Origin of the sequence: Kitasatospora sp. NPDC048194 (assembly GCF_043202455.1) — a bacterium.
Classification (GTDB): domain Bacteria; phylum Actinomycetota; class Actinomycetes; order Streptomycetales; family Streptomycetaceae; genus Kitasatospora.
Genome location: NZ_JBIDAK010000003.1, coordinates 69106 through 85159, shown reverse-complemented (window position 1 = coordinate 85159; position 16054 = coordinate 69106). Strand labels below are relative to the sequence as shown.

The 16054-nt window shown below is 74.2% G+C and carries 12 protein-coding genes; 4 read left to right on the top strand and 8 right to left on the bottom strand.

Translation table 11 applies throughout. The features are described 5' to 3' along the window. Positions 1-3 precede the first annotated feature (3 nt). The 4 genes from ACGF07_RS05375 to ACGF07_RS05360 are packed head-to-tail and all read left to right on the top strand — an operon-like array spanning position 4 to position 4172. Positions 4-1239, top strand: a complete 1236-nt coding sequence (locus tag ACGF07_RS05375) for a cytochrome P450 (protein ID WP_392895655.1) — start codon at positions 4-6, stop codon at positions 1237-1239. Then, positions 1236-2459 (top strand): flavin monoamine oxidase family protein, encoded by a 1224-nt coding sequence (locus ACGF07_RS05370; RefSeq protein ID WP_392895653.1) that lies wholly within the window; start codon positions 1236-1238, stop codon positions 2457-2459. The genes ACGF07_RS05375 and ACGF07_RS05370 overlap by 4 nt, the downstream gene beginning before the upstream one ends. 5 nt (positions 2460-2464) lie before the next feature. Continuing rightward, positions 2465-3406, top strand: a complete 942-nt coding sequence (locus ACGF07_RS05365; protein WP_392895651.1) for a Rieske 2Fe-2S domain-containing protein — start codon at positions 2465-2467, stop codon at positions 3404-3406. Further along, complete coding sequence (locus ACGF07_RS05360) at positions 3399-4172, top strand: alpha/beta fold hydrolase (RefSeq protein WP_392895649.1); 774 nt, start codon at positions 3399-3401, stop codon at positions 4170-4172. The genes ACGF07_RS05365 and ACGF07_RS05360 overlap by 8 nt, the downstream gene beginning before the upstream one ends. 121 nt (positions 4173-4293) lie before the next feature. Here ACGF07_RS05360 and ACGF07_RS05355 read toward each other — a convergent pair whose 3' ends face one another. The 8 genes from ACGF07_RS05355 to ACGF07_RS05320 form a co-directional block, all read right to left on the bottom strand. Beyond that, positions 4294-5013 carry a G1 family glutamic endopeptidase gene (locus ACGF07_RS05355; protein WP_392895647.1) on the bottom strand — a complete coding sequence of 240 codons (720 nt, stop codon included), beginning with the start codon at positions 5011-5013 and terminating at the stop codon, positions 4294-4296. Positions 5014-5264: 251 nt separating this feature from the next. Next, positions 5265-5612 (bottom strand): YciI family protein, encoded by a 348-nt coding sequence (locus tag ACGF07_RS05350; RefSeq protein WP_392895645.1) that lies wholly within the window; start codon positions 5610-5612, stop codon positions 5265-5267. Positions 5613-5617: 5 nt separating this feature from the next. Continuing rightward, positions 5618-5968 carry a YciI family protein gene (locus ACGF07_RS05345; protein ID WP_392895643.1) on the bottom strand — a complete coding sequence of 117 codons (351 nt, stop codon included), beginning with the start codon at positions 5966-5968 and terminating at the stop codon, positions 5618-5620. A 25-nt stretch (positions 5969-5993) separates the two neighbouring features. Continuing rightward, positions 5994-8948 carry an NHLP bacteriocin export ABC transporter permease/ATPase subunit gene (locus ACGF07_RS05340; RefSeq protein ID WP_392895641.1) on the bottom strand — a complete coding sequence of 985 codons (2955 nt, stop codon included), beginning with the start codon at positions 8946-8948 and terminating at the stop codon, positions 5994-5996. Continuing rightward, the gene (locus ACGF07_RS05335) at positions 8945-11221 is read right to left on the bottom strand and encodes an NHLP family bacteriocin export ABC transporter peptidase/permease/ATPase subunit (protein ID WP_392895639.1); all 2277 of its coding nucleotides are present in this window, start codon (positions 11219-11221) and stop codon (positions 8945-8947) included. The genes ACGF07_RS05340 and ACGF07_RS05335 overlap by 4 nt, the downstream gene beginning before the upstream one ends. An 11-nt stretch (positions 11222-11232) precedes the next feature. Continuing rightward, positions 11233-12045: an HlyD family efflux transporter periplasmic adaptor subunit gene (locus tag ACGF07_RS05330; RefSeq protein WP_350746200.1), complete on the bottom strand. Its 813-nt coding sequence runs from the start codon at positions 12043-12045 to the stop codon at positions 11233-11235. Next, a complete protein-coding gene (locus tag ACGF07_RS05325; protein ID WP_392895637.1) occupies positions 12042-13667 on the bottom strand; it encodes a SagB family peptide dehydrogenase in 1626 nt (541 codons plus the stop codon). The genes ACGF07_RS05330 and ACGF07_RS05325 overlap by 4 nt, the downstream gene beginning before the upstream one ends. 20 nt (positions 13668-13687) lie before the next feature. Continuing rightward, the gene (locus tag ACGF07_RS05320; RefSeq protein WP_392895635.1) at positions 13688-15964 is read right to left on the bottom strand and encodes a TOMM precursor leader peptide-binding protein; all 2277 of its coding nucleotides are present in this window, start codon (positions 15962-15964) and stop codon (positions 13688-13690) included. Positions 15965-16054 lie beyond the last annotated feature (90 nt).

Sequence of the window (16054 nt, the reverse complement as noted above, 5' to 3'; positions counted from 1 at the left end):
GACATGACGACGGCGCCGGTGCGTCTGCCCGAGCACCTGATCCACCCCTTCGCCCCGGCCGGGCGGGCGAACCCCCACCCGGCGTACCGGTGGCTGCGGGCCAACGACCCGGTCCACCACGACGCCGCGTCCGGGCTCTGGCTGGTCACCGCGCACGCCGACTGCGTGACGGTGCTGCGCGACCCGCGCTTCTCCGCCGCGCAGGGCCAGCGCGAGCGCACCCGCGACGACGCCCTGCCGCCGTCCATGCTCACCACCGACCCGCCGGACCACCACCGGCTCCGGGCCCCCGGGGCGCTGCTGCTGGGGCCGGCGGCCGTCCGCCCGCTGGCCGAGGGGCTTGGCGCCGACGTGGACGCCCTGCTCGACCGGCTGCCGCCGGGCGGCCGGATCGACGCCGTCGCCGACCTCGGCCGACCGCTCGCCACCGCCGTGTACGCCCGGCTCTTCGGGCTGCCCGCGGGCGAACTGAAGCGGTTCGAGGCCCTCGCCCGCGCCGCCTCCGTCAACCTCGACCCGATGGTGGCGCCGGCCCGCGCCGCCCTCGGGCGCAGCGCGGCCGGCGCGCTCACCCACTACCTGGACGGGCACACCGCCCGGGCCACCGCCGCGGGCGTCCGGGTGCCGCTGACCGCGCTGGCCGCCGACGACCGGCTGAGCCGCGGCGAGATGCTCGGCATCCTCAACCTCGCGGTGATCGGCGGCTGGCAGCCGCTCGCCGAGTTCATCGGCAACGCCCTGCACCTGCTGCTGCCCGACCGCACGGCCGTCGCCTCGCTCGCCGGGGCCGACGAGGACGCCGCCCGGCTCGCGGTGGACGAGCTGCTGCGGCTGGAGGCGCCGATCCCGTTCACCGCCCGGGTCACCACCGACCGGGTCGCGCTCGACGGCGGCGTGCTGCCGCCCGGCGCGCGGGTCCTCGCGGTGCTCACCGCCGCCAACCGCGACCCGGAGGTCTTCGCCGACCCGGACGCGCTGCGCCTGGACCGCAGCCCCAACCCGCACCTGGGCTTCGGCGGCGGCCCGCACTTCTGCCTGGCCGCGCCGCTCGTGCGGCAGACCGCCGCGCTGCTGCTGCCGCGCCTGGTCGGCCGGTTCCCGGCGCTGCGCGGCCCGTCGGGTGCGCCCGACTGGGACCAGTGCCTGGTGCCGCGGCGGCTGCGGGCCTTCCCGGTCGACCTCGGGGGCCGGCCGGTCCACGTCGGGGGACGGCCGAACGACCTCGGGGGAGAGCTGTGACCGGGTACGACGTGATCGTGGTGGGCGCCGGGGCGTCCGGCCTGAACTGCGCCCGCCTGCTGTCCCGCTCGGGGCTGCGCGTCGTGGTGCTGGAGGCCAGGGAGCGGCTCGGCGGCCGGATCCACACCTTCCACCCCGCCGACGGCGGTCCGCCGCTGGAGCTCGGCGCCCAGGTGGTGCACGGGGAGCACAACCCGGTGCACGAGCTGGCCGGACCGGACCGGACGGCCGCCGTGCCGCGCCGGGTCACCGCCCGGATCGTCGAGGACGGCGCCCACCGGGAGATGGGCCTGCTGAGCTTCGGCCGCCGGGCGCCCTGGCAGCTGGAGGCCATGCTGCAGCGCGCGCCCGGCGTCACCGGCCTGTCCGTCGGCACCTGGCTGCGGGCCCACGGCAGCACCGGCCCGGAGGCCGCGGCGGCCGGCGAGTGGTTCCGGCAGAACTGGGCCGCCGAGCCGGAGGAGTTGAGCGCCGCCGGCATCGCCGCGGCGCACGCCGGGGACACGGCGGGCGAGGGCGAGTTCGCCGTCGAGGGCGGCTTCGCCCGGCTGCCCGAGCGGCTGGCCGAGGGCCTGGACGTGCGGCTCGGCGTGCCGGTCCGGGAGCTGGCGTACCGGCCCGGGCGGGTCACCGTGGAGACGGGCACCGGGACGGCCGCCGCCCGGGCCGCGGTGCTCACCGTCCCGCCCGCCGCCGTGGGCGGGATCGCCGGGCTGCCCGCCGACAAGCTGACGGCCGCCGCTCAGTTGCCGTCGGGCGACGGCTACTGCGCCGTCGTGACCCTGGACCGGCCCGCCCCCGACACGGTGATCGTCTTCGACGTGGACGGCCGCAGCGGCTTCACCCGCTGCGCCGCCGGCCGCCCCGAGGTGCTGCTCGTCGCCAAGGCCGGCGCCGCCGCCGAACTGCGCGCGGCCGCCGGCGACCGGGCGGCCCTGGCGGCCCTGCTGGCCACCGCGCTGCCCTGGACCGCGGACGCCGCCGTCCTCGGCCTGACCGTCGCCGACTGGGGCCGGGACCGGTACGCCGGTGGTGCGTTCACCGCACCCCGGGCCGGGCTGGAGGACGCCGCCCGGCAGTGGGCGGAGCCGGTGGACGGCACGCTGTTCTTCGCCGGCGAGGCGACCGTGACGGGCGAGCGGCTGCCCTGGGTCCACGGCGCCCTGGAGAGCGGCGAGCGCGCCGCGGAACAAGTCCTCAAGGCCCTTCGACGAACGTGAGTCCGATGTCCGTGCACCACGGCTGGTACCTGCTGGCCTTCCGCTCCGAACTGACCGACGAGATCACCCCGTTGGCGGTCGGCCCGCGCCGCCTGATCGCCGTCCGCGAGGGGGAGCGGGTCCGCGTCCTGGACGCCTCCTGCCCGCACCGCGGCGCCCACCTGGGCTACGGGGGCCGGCGCGAGGGCGACTGCGTGGTCTGCCCGTTCCACGGCAAGCGGATCGGCCTGGGCGACCCGTCCAAGCACTGGTCGGTCGCCGAGCACCGGGTGCTGGAATGGGGCGACGCGCTGTTCGTCCGGCTCTCGGACGACCCGGACGGCGACCGCGGCTTCGAGCGGGCGGTCGCCGGCTGGGCGGGCGAGTACCCCCTGGTCGCGGCCGTCAGCCTGCCGGTGGACGTCCCGTCCGAGTACGTGGTGGAGAACGCCTTCGACCCCGACCACTTCAAGGCCGTCCACGGGGTGCCCGGAAACCAGGGGATGGCCACGCGCGTCGGGGAGGCCGGCGAACTGGTCATCGAGGGCAGGTTCCTGATGCAGACCTCGCCCTGGCAGGACGCCCGCACGCTCGAGGAGATCCGCTGGGAGGCGGTCCGCACCGGCCGCGTCCGGTGGGACTACAAGCCGCGCTTCCACGCCCAGGCGTTCAGCCCCAACGTCGTGGTCACCGAGTTCGGCCCGGAGGCGGAACGGCAGGTGATCGTCACCGGCTCGGTGCCGACGGCGGACGGCGGCTGCGTCGCCCGGGTCGCCATCGGCGTGCGGGAGGACCAGCGGGCCGCGCTGCCCGCCCTGCTCGGCGGCAGCGAGAAGGCGCTCGCCGAGGACAAGGTCGTCTGGGAGCACCTGGACCACGACATGGCGCCGCGCTACGACGCCCGGGACGAGCCGGTGCTCGCCTTCCGTTCCTTCTGCACCGACTTCTCCGGAGGGCGTCATGCCTGAGGGCCTGCACCTGCACCGCCACGGTGACGGCCCCGCCGTCCTCTGGCTCCACGGCTACACGATGGACTCCACCACCTGGCAACCGCTGTGGGACCGCCTCCCCGGCTGGACCCACATCGGCGTCGACCTGCCCGGCCACGGCGGCTCCGCCCCGCTCCCCCCGGGGCTGCCGCTCACCGCCCTGGCCGGGCAGCTGGCCGAGGTGGCGGAGGAGACCGGCGCCCGAAGGCTGGTCGGACTCTCCTTCGGCTCCATGTCGGCCATCCAACTGGCTTTCCAGAAACCCGCGTTGGTCGACCGTCTGGTACTCGCCGCGCCCACCCTGGCCGGTACGCCCAACGAGGACTCGGCCCGCGTCCGCTACCGCCAGCTGATGATGCTCCACCGCATGGTCGGGCCCGGCGAACAGCTCGCCGACCTCTGGATGCAGCCCCCGCCCGACATCTTCACCGGCACCCGGCGCCACCCCGAACTGCGGGCCGCCCTGCGATCGGTGGTCGCCCGGCACAGCTGGGCCGAACTGGGCAACGGCGCGATGGACACCCTCACCGCCCACCGCCACACCGCGGACGACCTGCGCCGCATCACGGCACGGACACTGGTCGTCCTCGGCGACGAGGACATGCCCGCCTTCGTCCGCAACGCCGAACTGCTGCGGGACACCGTCCCCCACTGCCGCCTGGAGACGCTCGCGGAGACCGGCCACCTCCCGCTCCTGGAGCGCCCGGCCACCTGCGCCCCGCTGCTCGCCGCCCACCTGGCCTGAGACCCCACGCGCCTGATTCCCCGCACGCCTGAGACCTCGCACGCCTGAGAAACCACGCATGCCCAGCGGCCCGCCCCCTGCCGGCGCAGGGAGCGGGCCGCTTCGGCGTCGACGCGGGCGGTTACTGGTGCAGGTAGGTGTCGGTGAAGCTGGTGCCGCCGGAGCCGAGCGCACTGGTGCGGGCCTCGTAGACGCCGTTGGCGCTGGGGTAGAGGGCGACCGGGCCGTAGGAGCCGAGGGGACTGCCGTTGACGGTGGCCGACGTGAAGCTCAGGGTGCCGAACTTGGGGTAGGAGCCGGTCGGCGACTCGATGATGACCTCGGCGCTGGTCCGCTGCGCGGAGAGGGACTTGGTGGTGCTGTAGGTCCAGCCGCGCGTGGAGTCGGTCAGCTTGAGGGTGTACCGGCTGCTCCCGGCGTAGGTCACCGAGGCGGTGATGTGGTCGCCCGCGGACACCGGGTACGAGCTGAGGCTCAGGTAGACGGGGCTCGCCGGGTACATCTCGTACCAGGCCTGGTTCACCGGGCTGCCGCTGGAGCAGTCGGTCGCCACCCCGGTCTGCTCGACGGTGGAGGAGCCGTAGCCGTCGATGCCGACCCACGGGGCGTAGAGGTCGTTGGTGGAGTTGCAGACCGCGTTCGGCTCGGTCCAGGACGCCGAGACGGAGGTGAAGCCACTGCCGGTGGCCGCGTAACCACCCCAGTTGTAGCCGTTGGTGTTGTAGCTCAGCGGGCGGAACGACAGTGCCTGAGCGGCCACCGCCGTGGTCGGTACGGCGGGCGCGGCGACGGCGGTGACCGCGGCAGCGAGGGCGGCGACGCGTATCAGGACCTTGCGCATGCTTGCTCCTTCGTGGGGGACGGGCAGGCGGCTCACACGCCGTTCGATCCGTGGGGGTGGCCGTGGCGGCGTGGCAGGAGCAGGATTGCCGACCTGTCATGATCTCAGCAAGGGGAGCGGTGAAAAGGTTGAAGAAGTAATTGCCATGCCGAGCCCAGCACTTGACGTTGCCCGCGGTGGACACCCGTTGTCGAGAAGCGCGAGGAGCGGGAAGTCGGCCCGGCCGACCTCCCGCTCCTCGTCACGAATCCTCAGGTCACCCGCACCGGGCGGACCTCGACGAGGTCGCCGGGGGCCGCGGGCATCCGGCGGGCCCAGGAGACGGCGGTGGCCTCGTCCGGGACGTCGATGACCCAGAGGCCGCCGAGGTGTTCGTGCCCCTCCCGGTACGGGCCGTCGGAGACCGGGGTGTCCGGGCCCGGCACCACCAGCCGGGCGCTGCAGCTGCGCCGCAGGCCGCCGCCGTACCGCACGGTGACGCCGGCCTCGTGCATCTGCCTCCCGAACCGCCCGTGCGCCGCGTCGAGCTCGGCCTCCTCGGCCTCGCTCAGCGCGTTCCAGACCCGCTCGTCGCCGTGAATGAGCAGGGTGTATTCCATGATCCTCAGTTCTCCGTTCGCACCGGCCGGTTGGTGCGCGGCGGCCCGTCGCAGCGACGGACCTCCACCCGGCCCGATTCGCTGACCGGCAGTCTCGCCGCCCAGCTCAGCGCCTCCTCCTCGGAGGGCACCTCGATCACCCAGAGGCCCCCGACCTCCAGGACGCCTTCCGCCGCCCGGGGCTCGCCCTCGGCGGCCGCGGGCCGGGCCAGCCGGGCGCCGTAGACGATCCGCACGCCGGCCTCCGCCAGCTCCCGGCCGAAGGCGCGGTTGGCGGTGAACCTCGCCTCGCGCTCCTCGGGCGTCATGCGGTCCCAGTCGGTCTCCTGGCCGAAGACCAGCAGGGCGTACTCCATGTCCCCTCCCCAGGGTGGAATCGGCTCACATCTGCCGGTGCGCGAGCCGGGCGAACAGTCCGTCCCGGTCGGCCAGCAGCTCCTCGTAGCGGCCCTGCTGGACCACCCGGCCCCGGTCCATCACGATGATCCGGTCGGCCTCGGCGACCGTCGACAGCCGGTGGGCGATCACCACCCGGGTGGCGTTGAGCCGGCGGGTGGACTCGGTGACCAGCCGCTGGGTGGGGTTGTCCAGGGCGCTCGTCGCCTCGTCGAAGAAGACGATGCGGGGCCGGGAGACCAGCGCGCGGGCGATCATCAGGCGTTGCCGCTGGCCGCCGCTGAGGGTGCTGGTGCCCTCGGAGAGCACGGTGTTCATGCCCATCGGCATGGCCGCGATGTCCTTGTCGATGCCGGCCATCTCGGCGGCGGCCCAGGCGTCGTCCAGGGTGTGGTTGGTGGAGCCGACGATGTTGGCCTTGATGTCGCCGGCCAGCAGTGCGCCGTTCTGGAGCACCACGCCGCACTGGCGCCGCACCGCGGAGACCTCCAGTTCGCCGAGGTCCTGGCCGTCGTAGAGGACGGTGCCGCTCTCCGGCCGTTCGAAGCCGAGCAGCAGGCGCAGCACGGTGGACTTGCCGCTGCCGGACGGGCCGACGATGGCCACGAACTCACCGGGTTCGATGCTGAGCGTGACGTCCTGCAGGGCCGCCGGGCCGTCCTCGCCGTAGCGGAAGGTGACGTGGCTCAGGCCCAGGCGGCCGGAGAGGTCGCCCGGGTCCGCCTTGCTGTCGTCGACCTCGGGCTTCTCCTCGAGGATCGGCCGCAGCCGCTCCAGCATCGGCACCACGCCGAGTGCGGTGACCGCGGCGGAGGTGAACTGCAGGCTGGAGGCGATCAGCAGGTTGAAGGCGGTGAAGAAGGAGAGGAAGACCGGGATCGGCACGGCGCCGTCCAGCGGGCCGGCGATGACGCCGAAGATCACCACCGAGCAGACCAGCGGGAAGCCCGCGTTGAAGGTGGTGACGGCGTTCTGGATCCGGCGCGAGGAGGCGGCGAGGCCGCGGCCCTTGCCGAGTTCGGCGGCCCACACCCCGAACACCCGGTCCTCGGCCGCGGTGACCCGCAACTTGGGTACGGCGGTCAGCAGTTGGAAGACGCGGGCGGACATGGCCTGCTCGTGCGCGTACAGCTTGCGCTGCCAGCGGACCTCCAGCCGCCCGGCGGCCAGGCCGACGCCGACGCCGACCAGCACCAGCAGGGTGGCGAGGCCGGCCAGCCGCAGGTCGTAGAAGAAGACCAGCACGAGGTTGGCCAGACCGGTGAGCAGCCCGAGGGTCGCCGTGGTCATCATCCCGGACAGGGTCTCCTGGGCGGCGCTGACGCCGAGCACCGTGGTGCCGAGCTCGCCGGTGGAGTAGTTGGCGAAGAACGGCGCGGGCAGCGACAGCAGCCTGGTCCAGACGCCGACCTGCATCGCGGCGGTGGAACGGCTCTCGATCCGCAGCACCGCGATGTTCTGCACGATGGACAGGGCGGCCACCGCCATCGCGGAGCCGATCACCACCAGGGCGCCTTCGGTGATCAGGTTGCGCTGGGCGTGGGCGACGAAGGTGCCGAGCACCTCGCCGGTCATCACCGGGACGAGCAGGCCGATCAGCGCGACCAGGGCGGCCATGCCGGTGAACATCCACAGGTCCTGCCGGTTGTTGCGCAGGCCGAAGCGGAGCAGCCCGGCGACGGAGCGGACGGTCGGCGGCAGCGGCCGGTACAGCACGGTGGCCTTGTTCTGCAGTTCGGCGGCCAGCTCCCGGGTCAGCGGGGTGACCTTGCCGCCCTCGGCGAGGACGTAGCCGTTGCCCAGCGGGAGCAGGGCGACGGGGGCGCCGGCCTTGCGGTAGCCGACCATCGCGCCGAGGTCGTTGCGCCACCAGGCGCCGTCCAGCCGGACGGAGCGGGTGCGCACGTTGGAGGCGAGCGCGATCGCCTGGAGCCGGTCCAGTCGGCGGTCGTGGCCGTTCCCGGCGACCGGGGCGGTGACGGTGAAGCCCTCGTGCGCGGCGACCAGCCGGGCGGCGGCGAGGGTCGGTTCGTCGCCGGTGGCGTCGCCGATCCGCAGCCGGGAGGCGGTGTCGCGCAGGATGGTCTCGAAGCCGCGCGCGGAGTGGGCGAGGGTCCCGGCGTCGCGTTCGCGGCGGGTGGTGATGAGTTCGGTCTCGGTGCTGCGGCGGGCCTCGATCCGGCGGTCGACGGCGTCCAGCAGGCGTCCGCAGTGGGCGGCGAGGCGCTCCCAGAGGCCGCCCTCGTCGAGCAGTGCGCGCGGGGAGCGGGCCCGGACGACGGCCGGTCCGGCCGCGACCAGCCAGTCCCGTTCGGTCAGGCAGATCTCGGCGCCCTCGGTGAGTTCCCCCGCCGCCCCCTCGGGGGCCTCGACGGCGCCCTCCTCGATCCGCACCCACTGGAGGCCGTCCACCGAGCGCAGCGCCTGGCCGCGCTTCAGGGCGGTCGGCCCGGCGGGGTCGAGCGGGGTGAACTCGCGCGGCGGCAGGGTGTCGCGCAGGGCGCCGGCGAGCGCGGTGAGGCCGCGGCCGAGTCCGGCGAGGAACTGGTCCGCGGCGAGCTGCTGTTCGCCCTCGGGCAGGGCCCGGACGGCGGCGCCGGCCGCGGTGCCGCACTCCCGGCCGCGGGCGGACAGGCCCTCGACCCAGGAGGTGGCGAGGTAGGACAGCTCCGCGCCGAGCACCGGACGGGCGACGATGCCGCGCCGCGGGCCGGCGGCCGCCCCGGGCACCAGGGTGCCCGCCTCGATCCGGCAGAGGAAGTGCCAACGGCCTTGCGGCGCACCGGAGTCGAGCCGGACGGCGAACAGGTCGACGGCGCCCGAGCGGACCAGCAGCATCTGTCCGGGGTCGTCCAGCACGAGGTAGCGGTCGGTGAGCGGATCGACCGGTTCGGCGGCCTCGGTGAAGAACGGCGAGAAGACTTCCACGGCCAGGCTCACAGTTCGTCCTCCTCCTCGCGGCGCGCCGACTCGATGAGCGCGGTGTAGTGCCCGCCGAGCGCCAACAGCTCGTCGTGGGTGCCGCGTTCGACGATGGCGCCCTGGTCCAGCACGATGATCTCGTCGGCGTCGCGGACGGTGGAGAGGCGGTGCGCGATGATCAGGCAGGCGCAGCCGCGGCGGCGCAGGTTGTCCATGATCACGCGCTCGGTCTCCGGGTCGAGCGCGCTGGTGGCCTCGTCCAGCACCAGCAGGGTCGGCTCGGTGGCCAGGGCCCGGGCCAGCTCCAGCCGTTGGCGCTGCCCACCGCTGAAGTTGCGGCCGCCCTCCAGGACCGGGCTGTGGATGCCGCCGGGCCGGGTCATCACGGTGTCGAAGACGGCGGCGTCGCGCAGCGCGGCGGTGACGGCCTCGTCCGGGACGTCGTCGTTCCAGAGCGTGAGGTTGTCCCGGACGGTGCCCTCGAACAGCGAGATGTCCTGGTCCACGTAGGCGAGGGAGGCGGCCAGCACCGTGCGGGAGATCTCCTCGCGCGGGCGCCCGTCCAGCAGGATCCGGCCGGACCACGGGGTGTAGAGGCCGGTGAGCAGCCGGCCCAGGGTGGACTTGCCGCTGCCGGAGCCGCCGACGACGGCGATCCGGCGGCCGGGGACGACGGTGAGGCTGAGGTCCTTGATGATCGGCTCGGAGAGCGGGCTGTAGCCGAAGCTGACGTCCTCGAACTCCAGGTTGCCGTCCAGCTTGGGGCCGGCCGGCGGCTCGGGCCTGGCGAAGGCGGCGGCCACCGGGTAGCGCTCGACGTCGTACAGCCGCTTGATGTCGGCGGTGACGTCCTGGAGCCGGCCGCCCAGGTTGGTGAGCTGGGTGACGGGGCGGCTGAGCGCGGCCAGCAGGGTCTGGAAGGAGACCAGGATGCCGACGCTCATCGCGCCGTCCACCACCCGCTGGCCGCCGACCAGCAGGATCAGCCCGCTGTTGAGCGCGGCCAGCATCGGCGGCACGACGGTGAGCACGGCGCTGGGGATGCCCAGCTTCTGCTTGGCGGTGACGACCTTTGCCAGGAAGCCGGCCCAACGGCTGAAGGCGTCCTGCTCGGCGCCGGTGGCCTTGACGGTCTCGATCAGCGCGAGCGTGGTGAAGGTGGTCGCGGTGAGGTTGCCGCGGTCGGTGCGCAGCGCGGCGACGGCGTCGGTGCGGGCCCGGGCGACGGCCTGCAGCACGACCACGTTGAGCAGCGCCATGCCGACGCCGACCACGCCGAGCAGGATGTCGTAGCGGATCAGCACGGCCGCGTAGAACAGCACCAGGCCGAGGTTGATCACGGTGAGCGCGAGGTCGCGGGAGAGGATCTCGGCGACGACGTCGTTGCCGGACACCCGCTTGGCCACCTCGGCCGGGCGGCGCTGCAGGAAGAAGTCGACCGGCAGCCGCAGCAGGTGCCGGAAGAACCGGGCGGAGCTGACCAGCCCCATCCGGATCTCGATCCGCAGCAGGTAGTGCCGTTGGACGGAGGTCAGCACGAACACCACCACGGCGGTGGCGGCCATGGCGGCCAGCAGCGGGAGGAGGTAGCCGCTCCCGCTGCCGGCCAGGACCCGGTCGATGAACACCCGGGTGTACGCGGGGATCGCGATGCCGGGCAGGACCAGCAGCAGGCTGGCGAGCAGCACCAGCGGCATGGCTCGTCCGGTGGGCAGGCGCCGCTCCAGCAGGGCGCGGCCGACGCCGCCGCGGTCGCCGCCGGGCCGGAAGTCGGGGCCCTTCTCGAAGGAGAGCACGATGCCGGTGAAGCCGGAGTCGAACTCGTCCCACTCCATCAGGCGCGGGCCGCTGGCCGGGTCGTTGACGGCGACGACGGTGCGGCCGTACCGGGTGCGGATGCCCTCGACGACCATGAAGTGCTGGAAGGCCCAGAAGATGATCACGGGGCCGTCGAGGTCGCGGAGGTTCTCGGCCTCGGTCTGGTAGCCGCGTGCCTTGAGCCCGTACGTCCGGGCGGCGTTGAGCAGGGTGGAGGCGCGGGCGCCGTCGCGGGAGACGCCGCAGACGCCGCGCAGGTCCTCCAGCGGCACCCAGCGGCCGTGGTAGGCGAGGATCATGGCGAGGCTGGCGGCGCCGCACTCCACCGACTCCATCTGCAGGACGGTCGGAACGACGTGCCGCCAGCGCCGCGGCGCGGCCGCCCGGGTGGGGCGGCCGCGGCGGCGCTTCTTCTCGGCCGGTCCGGGTTCCGGAGCGGTCGCCCGGGCGGTCTCCGGGATCGTGGCTGTCATCGGAGCCCCCCTCAGCGGCCGAGGATCAGGTTGAACGGCGTCTGCTTGCCCACGTTGATCGTGGCGGTGACGGCGACCTGGGTGCCGAGCGGGTTCGGCGGCCCGCTCTGCGAGGTCCAGGAGTAGCCGGTCGGGGTGTTCGGGTCGGGCGTCAGCTCGACGACGACCAGCCGGGGCGCCTCCTTGCCGAGGAAGCGCTGGGCGGCGAGCTCGCCGCCCACGAGGCCGGAGACGGCCTCCTTGGTGAGCGCGTACGGGCTGACCGAGCTGACGGTGCCGCGCAGCAGGCCGAAGGCGCCGGCCGGGGTGGTGGACACGTTGAGGTCCACCTGGTCGCCCGGCTCGAGCCCGACGGTGCGGGTGGCGGGCACGAAGACCATCGCGACCACGCCCTCCTGGGGGTCGTCGATCCGCTCGACCGACACCACCGGCGAGCCGGGGGAGACCACCTGGCCGTCGGTGACCGACAGGCCGACCACCCGCCCGCCGAACGGGCTGGTGATCTCCCGGCTGCGGCCCTCGGCGTCCTCCACCCGGGCCACCGACTGGCCCTGCTTGACCTGGTCGGAGGGCTTGGCGAGCACGGTGCGCACCATGCCGCCGTACGGGCTCTGGATCATCGCGGTGCCGTGCGGGCGGGTGAGCAGCCCGGGGGCGTCCACGGTGATCGGGATGTTCCCGGCGAAGGTCCACAGCAGCGCCGCCGCCATGGTGATCATCACGACGAACAGGGCGATCCAACCCCGCGGCGCGGCGAGCAGGGTGGGCGAGTCGAGCTCGTCCGGCTCGCGCATCCGCTGCAGGGCCTTGAAACGGAACTTCATCGTCTGGCTTCTCTCCGTGGAACGCCGACGTCCTGGCGCAGCGTCGGGGGCCGGCTGCCGACGACCAGCTCGCCGACGCTGCCCTCGGTGAAGTAGTCGAGGCCGCTGGCCGCGGCGAAGTCGGCCGCGTCGCCGCCGCCGAGGCCGCAGACCGCGAGGTCCATGGCGGTGCCGACCAGGTAGAGGGTCTGGTAGAGGGCGCCGACGTGCTTGAGGATCAGCGGGTAGGCGACCGTCTCGTACTTCCACATCACCCGGCCGAAGCGCGCGGTGACCAGCAGCACCACCTGGGGGTCGCTCGGCATCAGGCTGGACTCGCGGGCGTTCTTCACGAGTTGGGCGGTCGCCGCGCTGGGCGCGCTGACCAGCTCCAGTTCGTGCCGGTCGGTCGCGTAGTGCCACAGGCCCGGCTCCAGCCCGGCGCAGGAGGTCACCAGCGGGTACACCTCCAGCTCGTGCACCGCGCCGCCGCTCGGGTACGGCCGGTCGGCCAGCTCCTGGCCGTCGCCGCCGGTGAAGGTCTGCCGCCGGCGCATGCTGCGGTAGAGCAGCTCGCCGAGCTGCTCCAGCGTGATCGGCGCCTGCTCGTCGTGGTCGCGCACCGATCGGCGCTGCTCCAGCACCTCGGTGAACGGCCGGTCGGTGCGGGCGAGTTCGTCGAGGTCCGGGACGGGCAGGGCGACCTTCTCGCCCGGGAAGGGCGCCGGTGAGGCCGGCTCCGGGGCGAAGCGGTCGCCGAACCGGTAGGTGCCGCCGTACCCGGCGACGGAGGTCGGCCGGCGGGTGCGGGAGTGGAACGCGAGGTCGGCGGCCTGCCACTGGGCGAAGCGCTGCTCCTCGGCCTCCGGCTCCGCGCCGGGCGCGCCGTACGCCAGCAGCCCGGCCGCGGCGAACAGCCGCAGGGTCTGCCGGACGGCGTCCAGCGGCAGGCCGCCGGGCAGTTGGGCGAGCGCGGCGGGGCTGGTCCAGCCGGCCAGCGCGGCCAGCAGGCCGGCGGCCCGGGTGGTCAGCTGGACGGCCAGCGGGCTGCCGGGGGCGCGCACCAGCAGGGCGCCGTCCTCGACCGCGGCGGAGGCGAAGCGGGACAGCTTCACCTGCCCGGTCGGGTCCGGGGTGGGCCCCGGCTCGGCGGCTCCCCGGCCGATCGGCCGCAGCCGGGCCAGCGGCTCGTCCGCGGTGCCGGTCACCAGGTGGACGGAGTGCTCCAGCAGCCCGGCCGTCCCGAGCCGGCGCCGGGTCAGCTGCCAGCGCAGCAGGCCGGCGTCGCCGTCCCGGGCCGCGACCAGGGCGGCCAGCTCCTCCTCGGTCTGCTCCCCGGCGGCCAGCGCGGCGACGGCCTCCAGGGCGCCGGGCGCGAGGTCGGGCAGGTTCAGCGCGCCGACCGGCGCGGTCAGCCGGACGGCCTTGGGGCCGAGCGGGGCGAACGCGCCGTCGGGGCGCAGCCGCAGCCGGCGCACCGTACGGGCGGCCGCGGCCAGGTGGATGCCGTCGGGGCCGGTGGTCGCGGTGGACCCCGCGGCTCCGGCGGTTCCGGCGGTTCCGGCGGCTACGACGCTCCCGGCGCTCGCGGTGGCCCCGGCGGTTCCGACGGTTCCGGTGGTCTCGGTGGTCTCGGTGGTCATGGCGTCAGTACCCGGCCGTTCTAGAAGAAGACGTTCTTCGGGTTGAGCTGCTCCTCGGTGTGCGGAGCGGCCAGCCGGCCCATCCGCACCGGCACGTCGTACAGCCGGCCGGGGGCCAGCCGGCGCCAGAAGTGGCGCATGCCGGGGGCGATCACCTTGACCACGGCGAGGTCGAGGTCGGGGCGGCTCTGGTCGAGCACGATCACCTCGACGCCGGCCCGGGCGGCGCGCTCGACGCAGTCCCGGACGTGCCCGGCCAGGTCGTCACCGGTGAGCGGCGCGAAGTCGGCCAGGGTGCTGGCGGGCTGCGCGCGGTCGGGCAGCAGCCAGGGCTCCCCGGCGACCGTCGCCGTCCGGCACCACTCCAGGGTCTCCAGGTCGTCGGTGCGGTAGAGGGTGTTGCCGTCCTCGTCGCGGCGGTCCACGAACGGCAGGAACTGGTTGACCTCGGTCAGCGCGCGGATCGCGGCGATCTTCGGGTCCGGGTGGGCGCCGAAGCCGACCATGATGTCCTCGACCTCGTGCTTGCGCCGGGACACCGCGGCGAACACCGGCACGCCGAGGTCGGAGGTGAGGTCCAGCACCCACAGCTCGCGGTCCACCGAGGCGTAGAAGGCGCGCATGGTGTCCACGTACGGGTCGTTCAGCGAGTCGAGGTCGAACTCGGGCTGGGCGAGCCGGTTGTACCACCACAGGGCGACCGCGTCGCGCTCGACGACCTCGCAGAAGCCCTGGAGGATCGCCTCCTCCAGGGTGTTGCCGCTGGCGCAGCCGTTGGAGTCGCCGACGCAGTAGAAGTGCTGCTGGAGGTCCGGGTGGCCGTACCACGCGTAGCCGGAGGGGACGAGCCGCTCCTCGTCGTGGGTGAGCGACCAGGCGCGCGACCAGTCCAGCTCGGCGTCGACCGGGAACGGGTCGGGCACCAGGTGCAGCCGGTGCTTGGGGTCGGCGTTCCACTCGGCGCGGCCGGCGAACTGGGCCTCGGAGAACTGCAGCAGGGTGTCCATGTGGACGGCGACGGCCGGGTCGAGGTCGCGGTAGGCGGCGCGGACGACGGGCTCCTCGCCGCGCCAGACCGCCGAGTAGCGCTCGATGGCCTCGCAGATCGCACTGACCTTGGCCTGGATCTCGGAGCGGCCCTTGCCGCCGCTCTGGCCGCGCATGTTGCGGCGCAGCAGGTCCATGTTGTCGTTGACCATGGCGAAGTTGTGGCCGGCGGTGAAGCTGTAGGTGATGCCGTTGCCGGTGTCCTCGTGCGCGCCGAGGCGGGTGATCGCGCCCAGGTGGGGGCTGATGTGGTGCTTCAGCCGGTCGTAGGTGACCTGCGGGGCCTGGACGCGGTAGCCGCCGTCGGTGGTGTGCCGGGCGGGGCTGGGCTGGAGCACGACCTTGGGGCTGCGCTCGGTGAGCAGCGCCGGGTCGCCGCAGCTGGGGCACTGGGGCTGGCGGACCAGGGTGTGCTCGGTGGTCTGCAGGGTGTTGAGGTCGAGGGTGACCATCGTGCCGGACAGCGCGGAGCAGCAGCCGTCGGCCAGGATGCGGGCGGTCTCGGTGGCCAGCAGCTGGGCGGCCATCGCCGGGCCGGCCGGGATCGCGGCGCGCATCGGGTGCAGCGGCACGGTCTCGCCGCGCTTGCCGGCCAGGTAGCGCTCGACCTGCCGGTTGCCGCTGATCCGCTGGGCGAGGCAGGTCCAGCAGCCGGTCTCGCCGGGGCGCAGCAGCGGGCCGAGCCAGGGGGAGGTGCCGGTGGGCTTGGCGAGCAGCCAGGGGCGGCCGTCGGCCAGCCGGGCGGTGTTCAGCCGGTCCAGGGCGGGGGCCAGGTAGTCGTCGGTCAGCGCGATCACCAGGGTGTCCGGACCGGCGGCGACCGCCGCGTCCTCGGTGACGGCGCGGGCCCGCAGGCCGGTGCCGGCCAGCGCGTCGACCAGCGGGGCGGCCTCGGCGGCGCCGAGGGCCAGCACCAGCAGCTCGGTGGCCCGGGCGGCCTCGAGGGCGACGGCCGGGTCGACGCCCTGGGCGTCCCAGTAGGCGAGCACGTGGTCGGGCAGGTCGGGCCGGCCCTCGGCGAGGTGCCCGGCCGCCTCGTAGCGGCGCAGCGCGGTCAGCGCCTGGCCGAGCGGGACCTCGGTGGCCAGCTCCTGGAGGATCTCGGCGACGGTGCGCCGTCCGTCCAGGTAGGGCAGGAGGCGCACCGCGGCGGCTCCCGGGACGAGGTAGTCCTGCCCCTCTCCGAGCAGGAAGACCTTTTCTCCCACCGTCTCGGTGAGGAAATGGGCCTTGAGCCGCGGACGCTCCATAAGTCATCCCCCTGGGTTCACAAGTTCGTTGCGAATATTCGAACACGGCGTCAAAAGAGATGTACATACTGCATATTCGGCAACGCGGTG

What these genes read in the sequence shown, in the direction of transcription:
- ACGF07_RS05335 (WP_392895639.1), bottom strand. Translation starts at nt 11,221, where the DNA reads ATGACAGCCACGATCCCGGAGACCGCCCGGGCGACCGCTCCGGAACCC.
- ACGF07_RS05350 (WP_392895645.1), bottom strand. Translation starts at nt 5,612, where the DNA reads ATGGAATACACCCTGCTCATTCACGGCGACGAGCGGGTCTGGAACGCG.
- ACGF07_RS05345 (WP_392895643.1), bottom strand. Translation starts at nt 5,968, where the DNA reads ATGGAGTACGCCCTGCTGGTCTTCGGCCAGGAGACCGACTGGGACCGC.
- ACGF07_RS05375 (WP_392895655.1), top strand. Translation starts at nt 4, where the DNA reads ATGACGACGGCGCCGGTGCGTCTGCCCGAGCACCTGATCCACCCCTTC.
- ACGF07_RS05325 (WP_392895637.1), bottom strand. Translation starts at nt 13,667, where the DNA reads ATGACCACCGAGACCACCGAGACCACCGGAACCGTCGGAACCGCCGGG.
- ACGF07_RS05360 (WP_392895649.1), top strand. Translation starts at nt 3,399, where the DNA reads ATGCCTGAGGGCCTGCACCTGCACCGCCACGGTGACGGCCCCGCCGTC.
- ACGF07_RS05355 (WP_392895647.1), bottom strand. Translation starts at nt 5,013, where the DNA reads ATGCGCAAGGTCCTGATACGCGTCGCCGCCCTCGCTGCCGCGGTCACC.
- ACGF07_RS05365 (WP_392895651.1), top strand. Translation starts at nt 2,465, where the DNA reads ATGTCCGTGCACCACGGCTGGTACCTGCTGGCCTTCCGCTCCGAACTG.
- ACGF07_RS05320 (WP_392895635.1), bottom strand. Translation starts at nt 15,964, where the DNA reads ATGGAGCGTCCGCGGCTCAAGGCCCATTTCCTCACCGAGACGGTGGGA.
- ACGF07_RS05330 (WP_350746200.1), bottom strand. Translation starts at nt 12,045, where the DNA reads ATGAAGTTCCGTTTCAAGGCCCTGCAGCGGATGCGCGAGCCGGACGAG.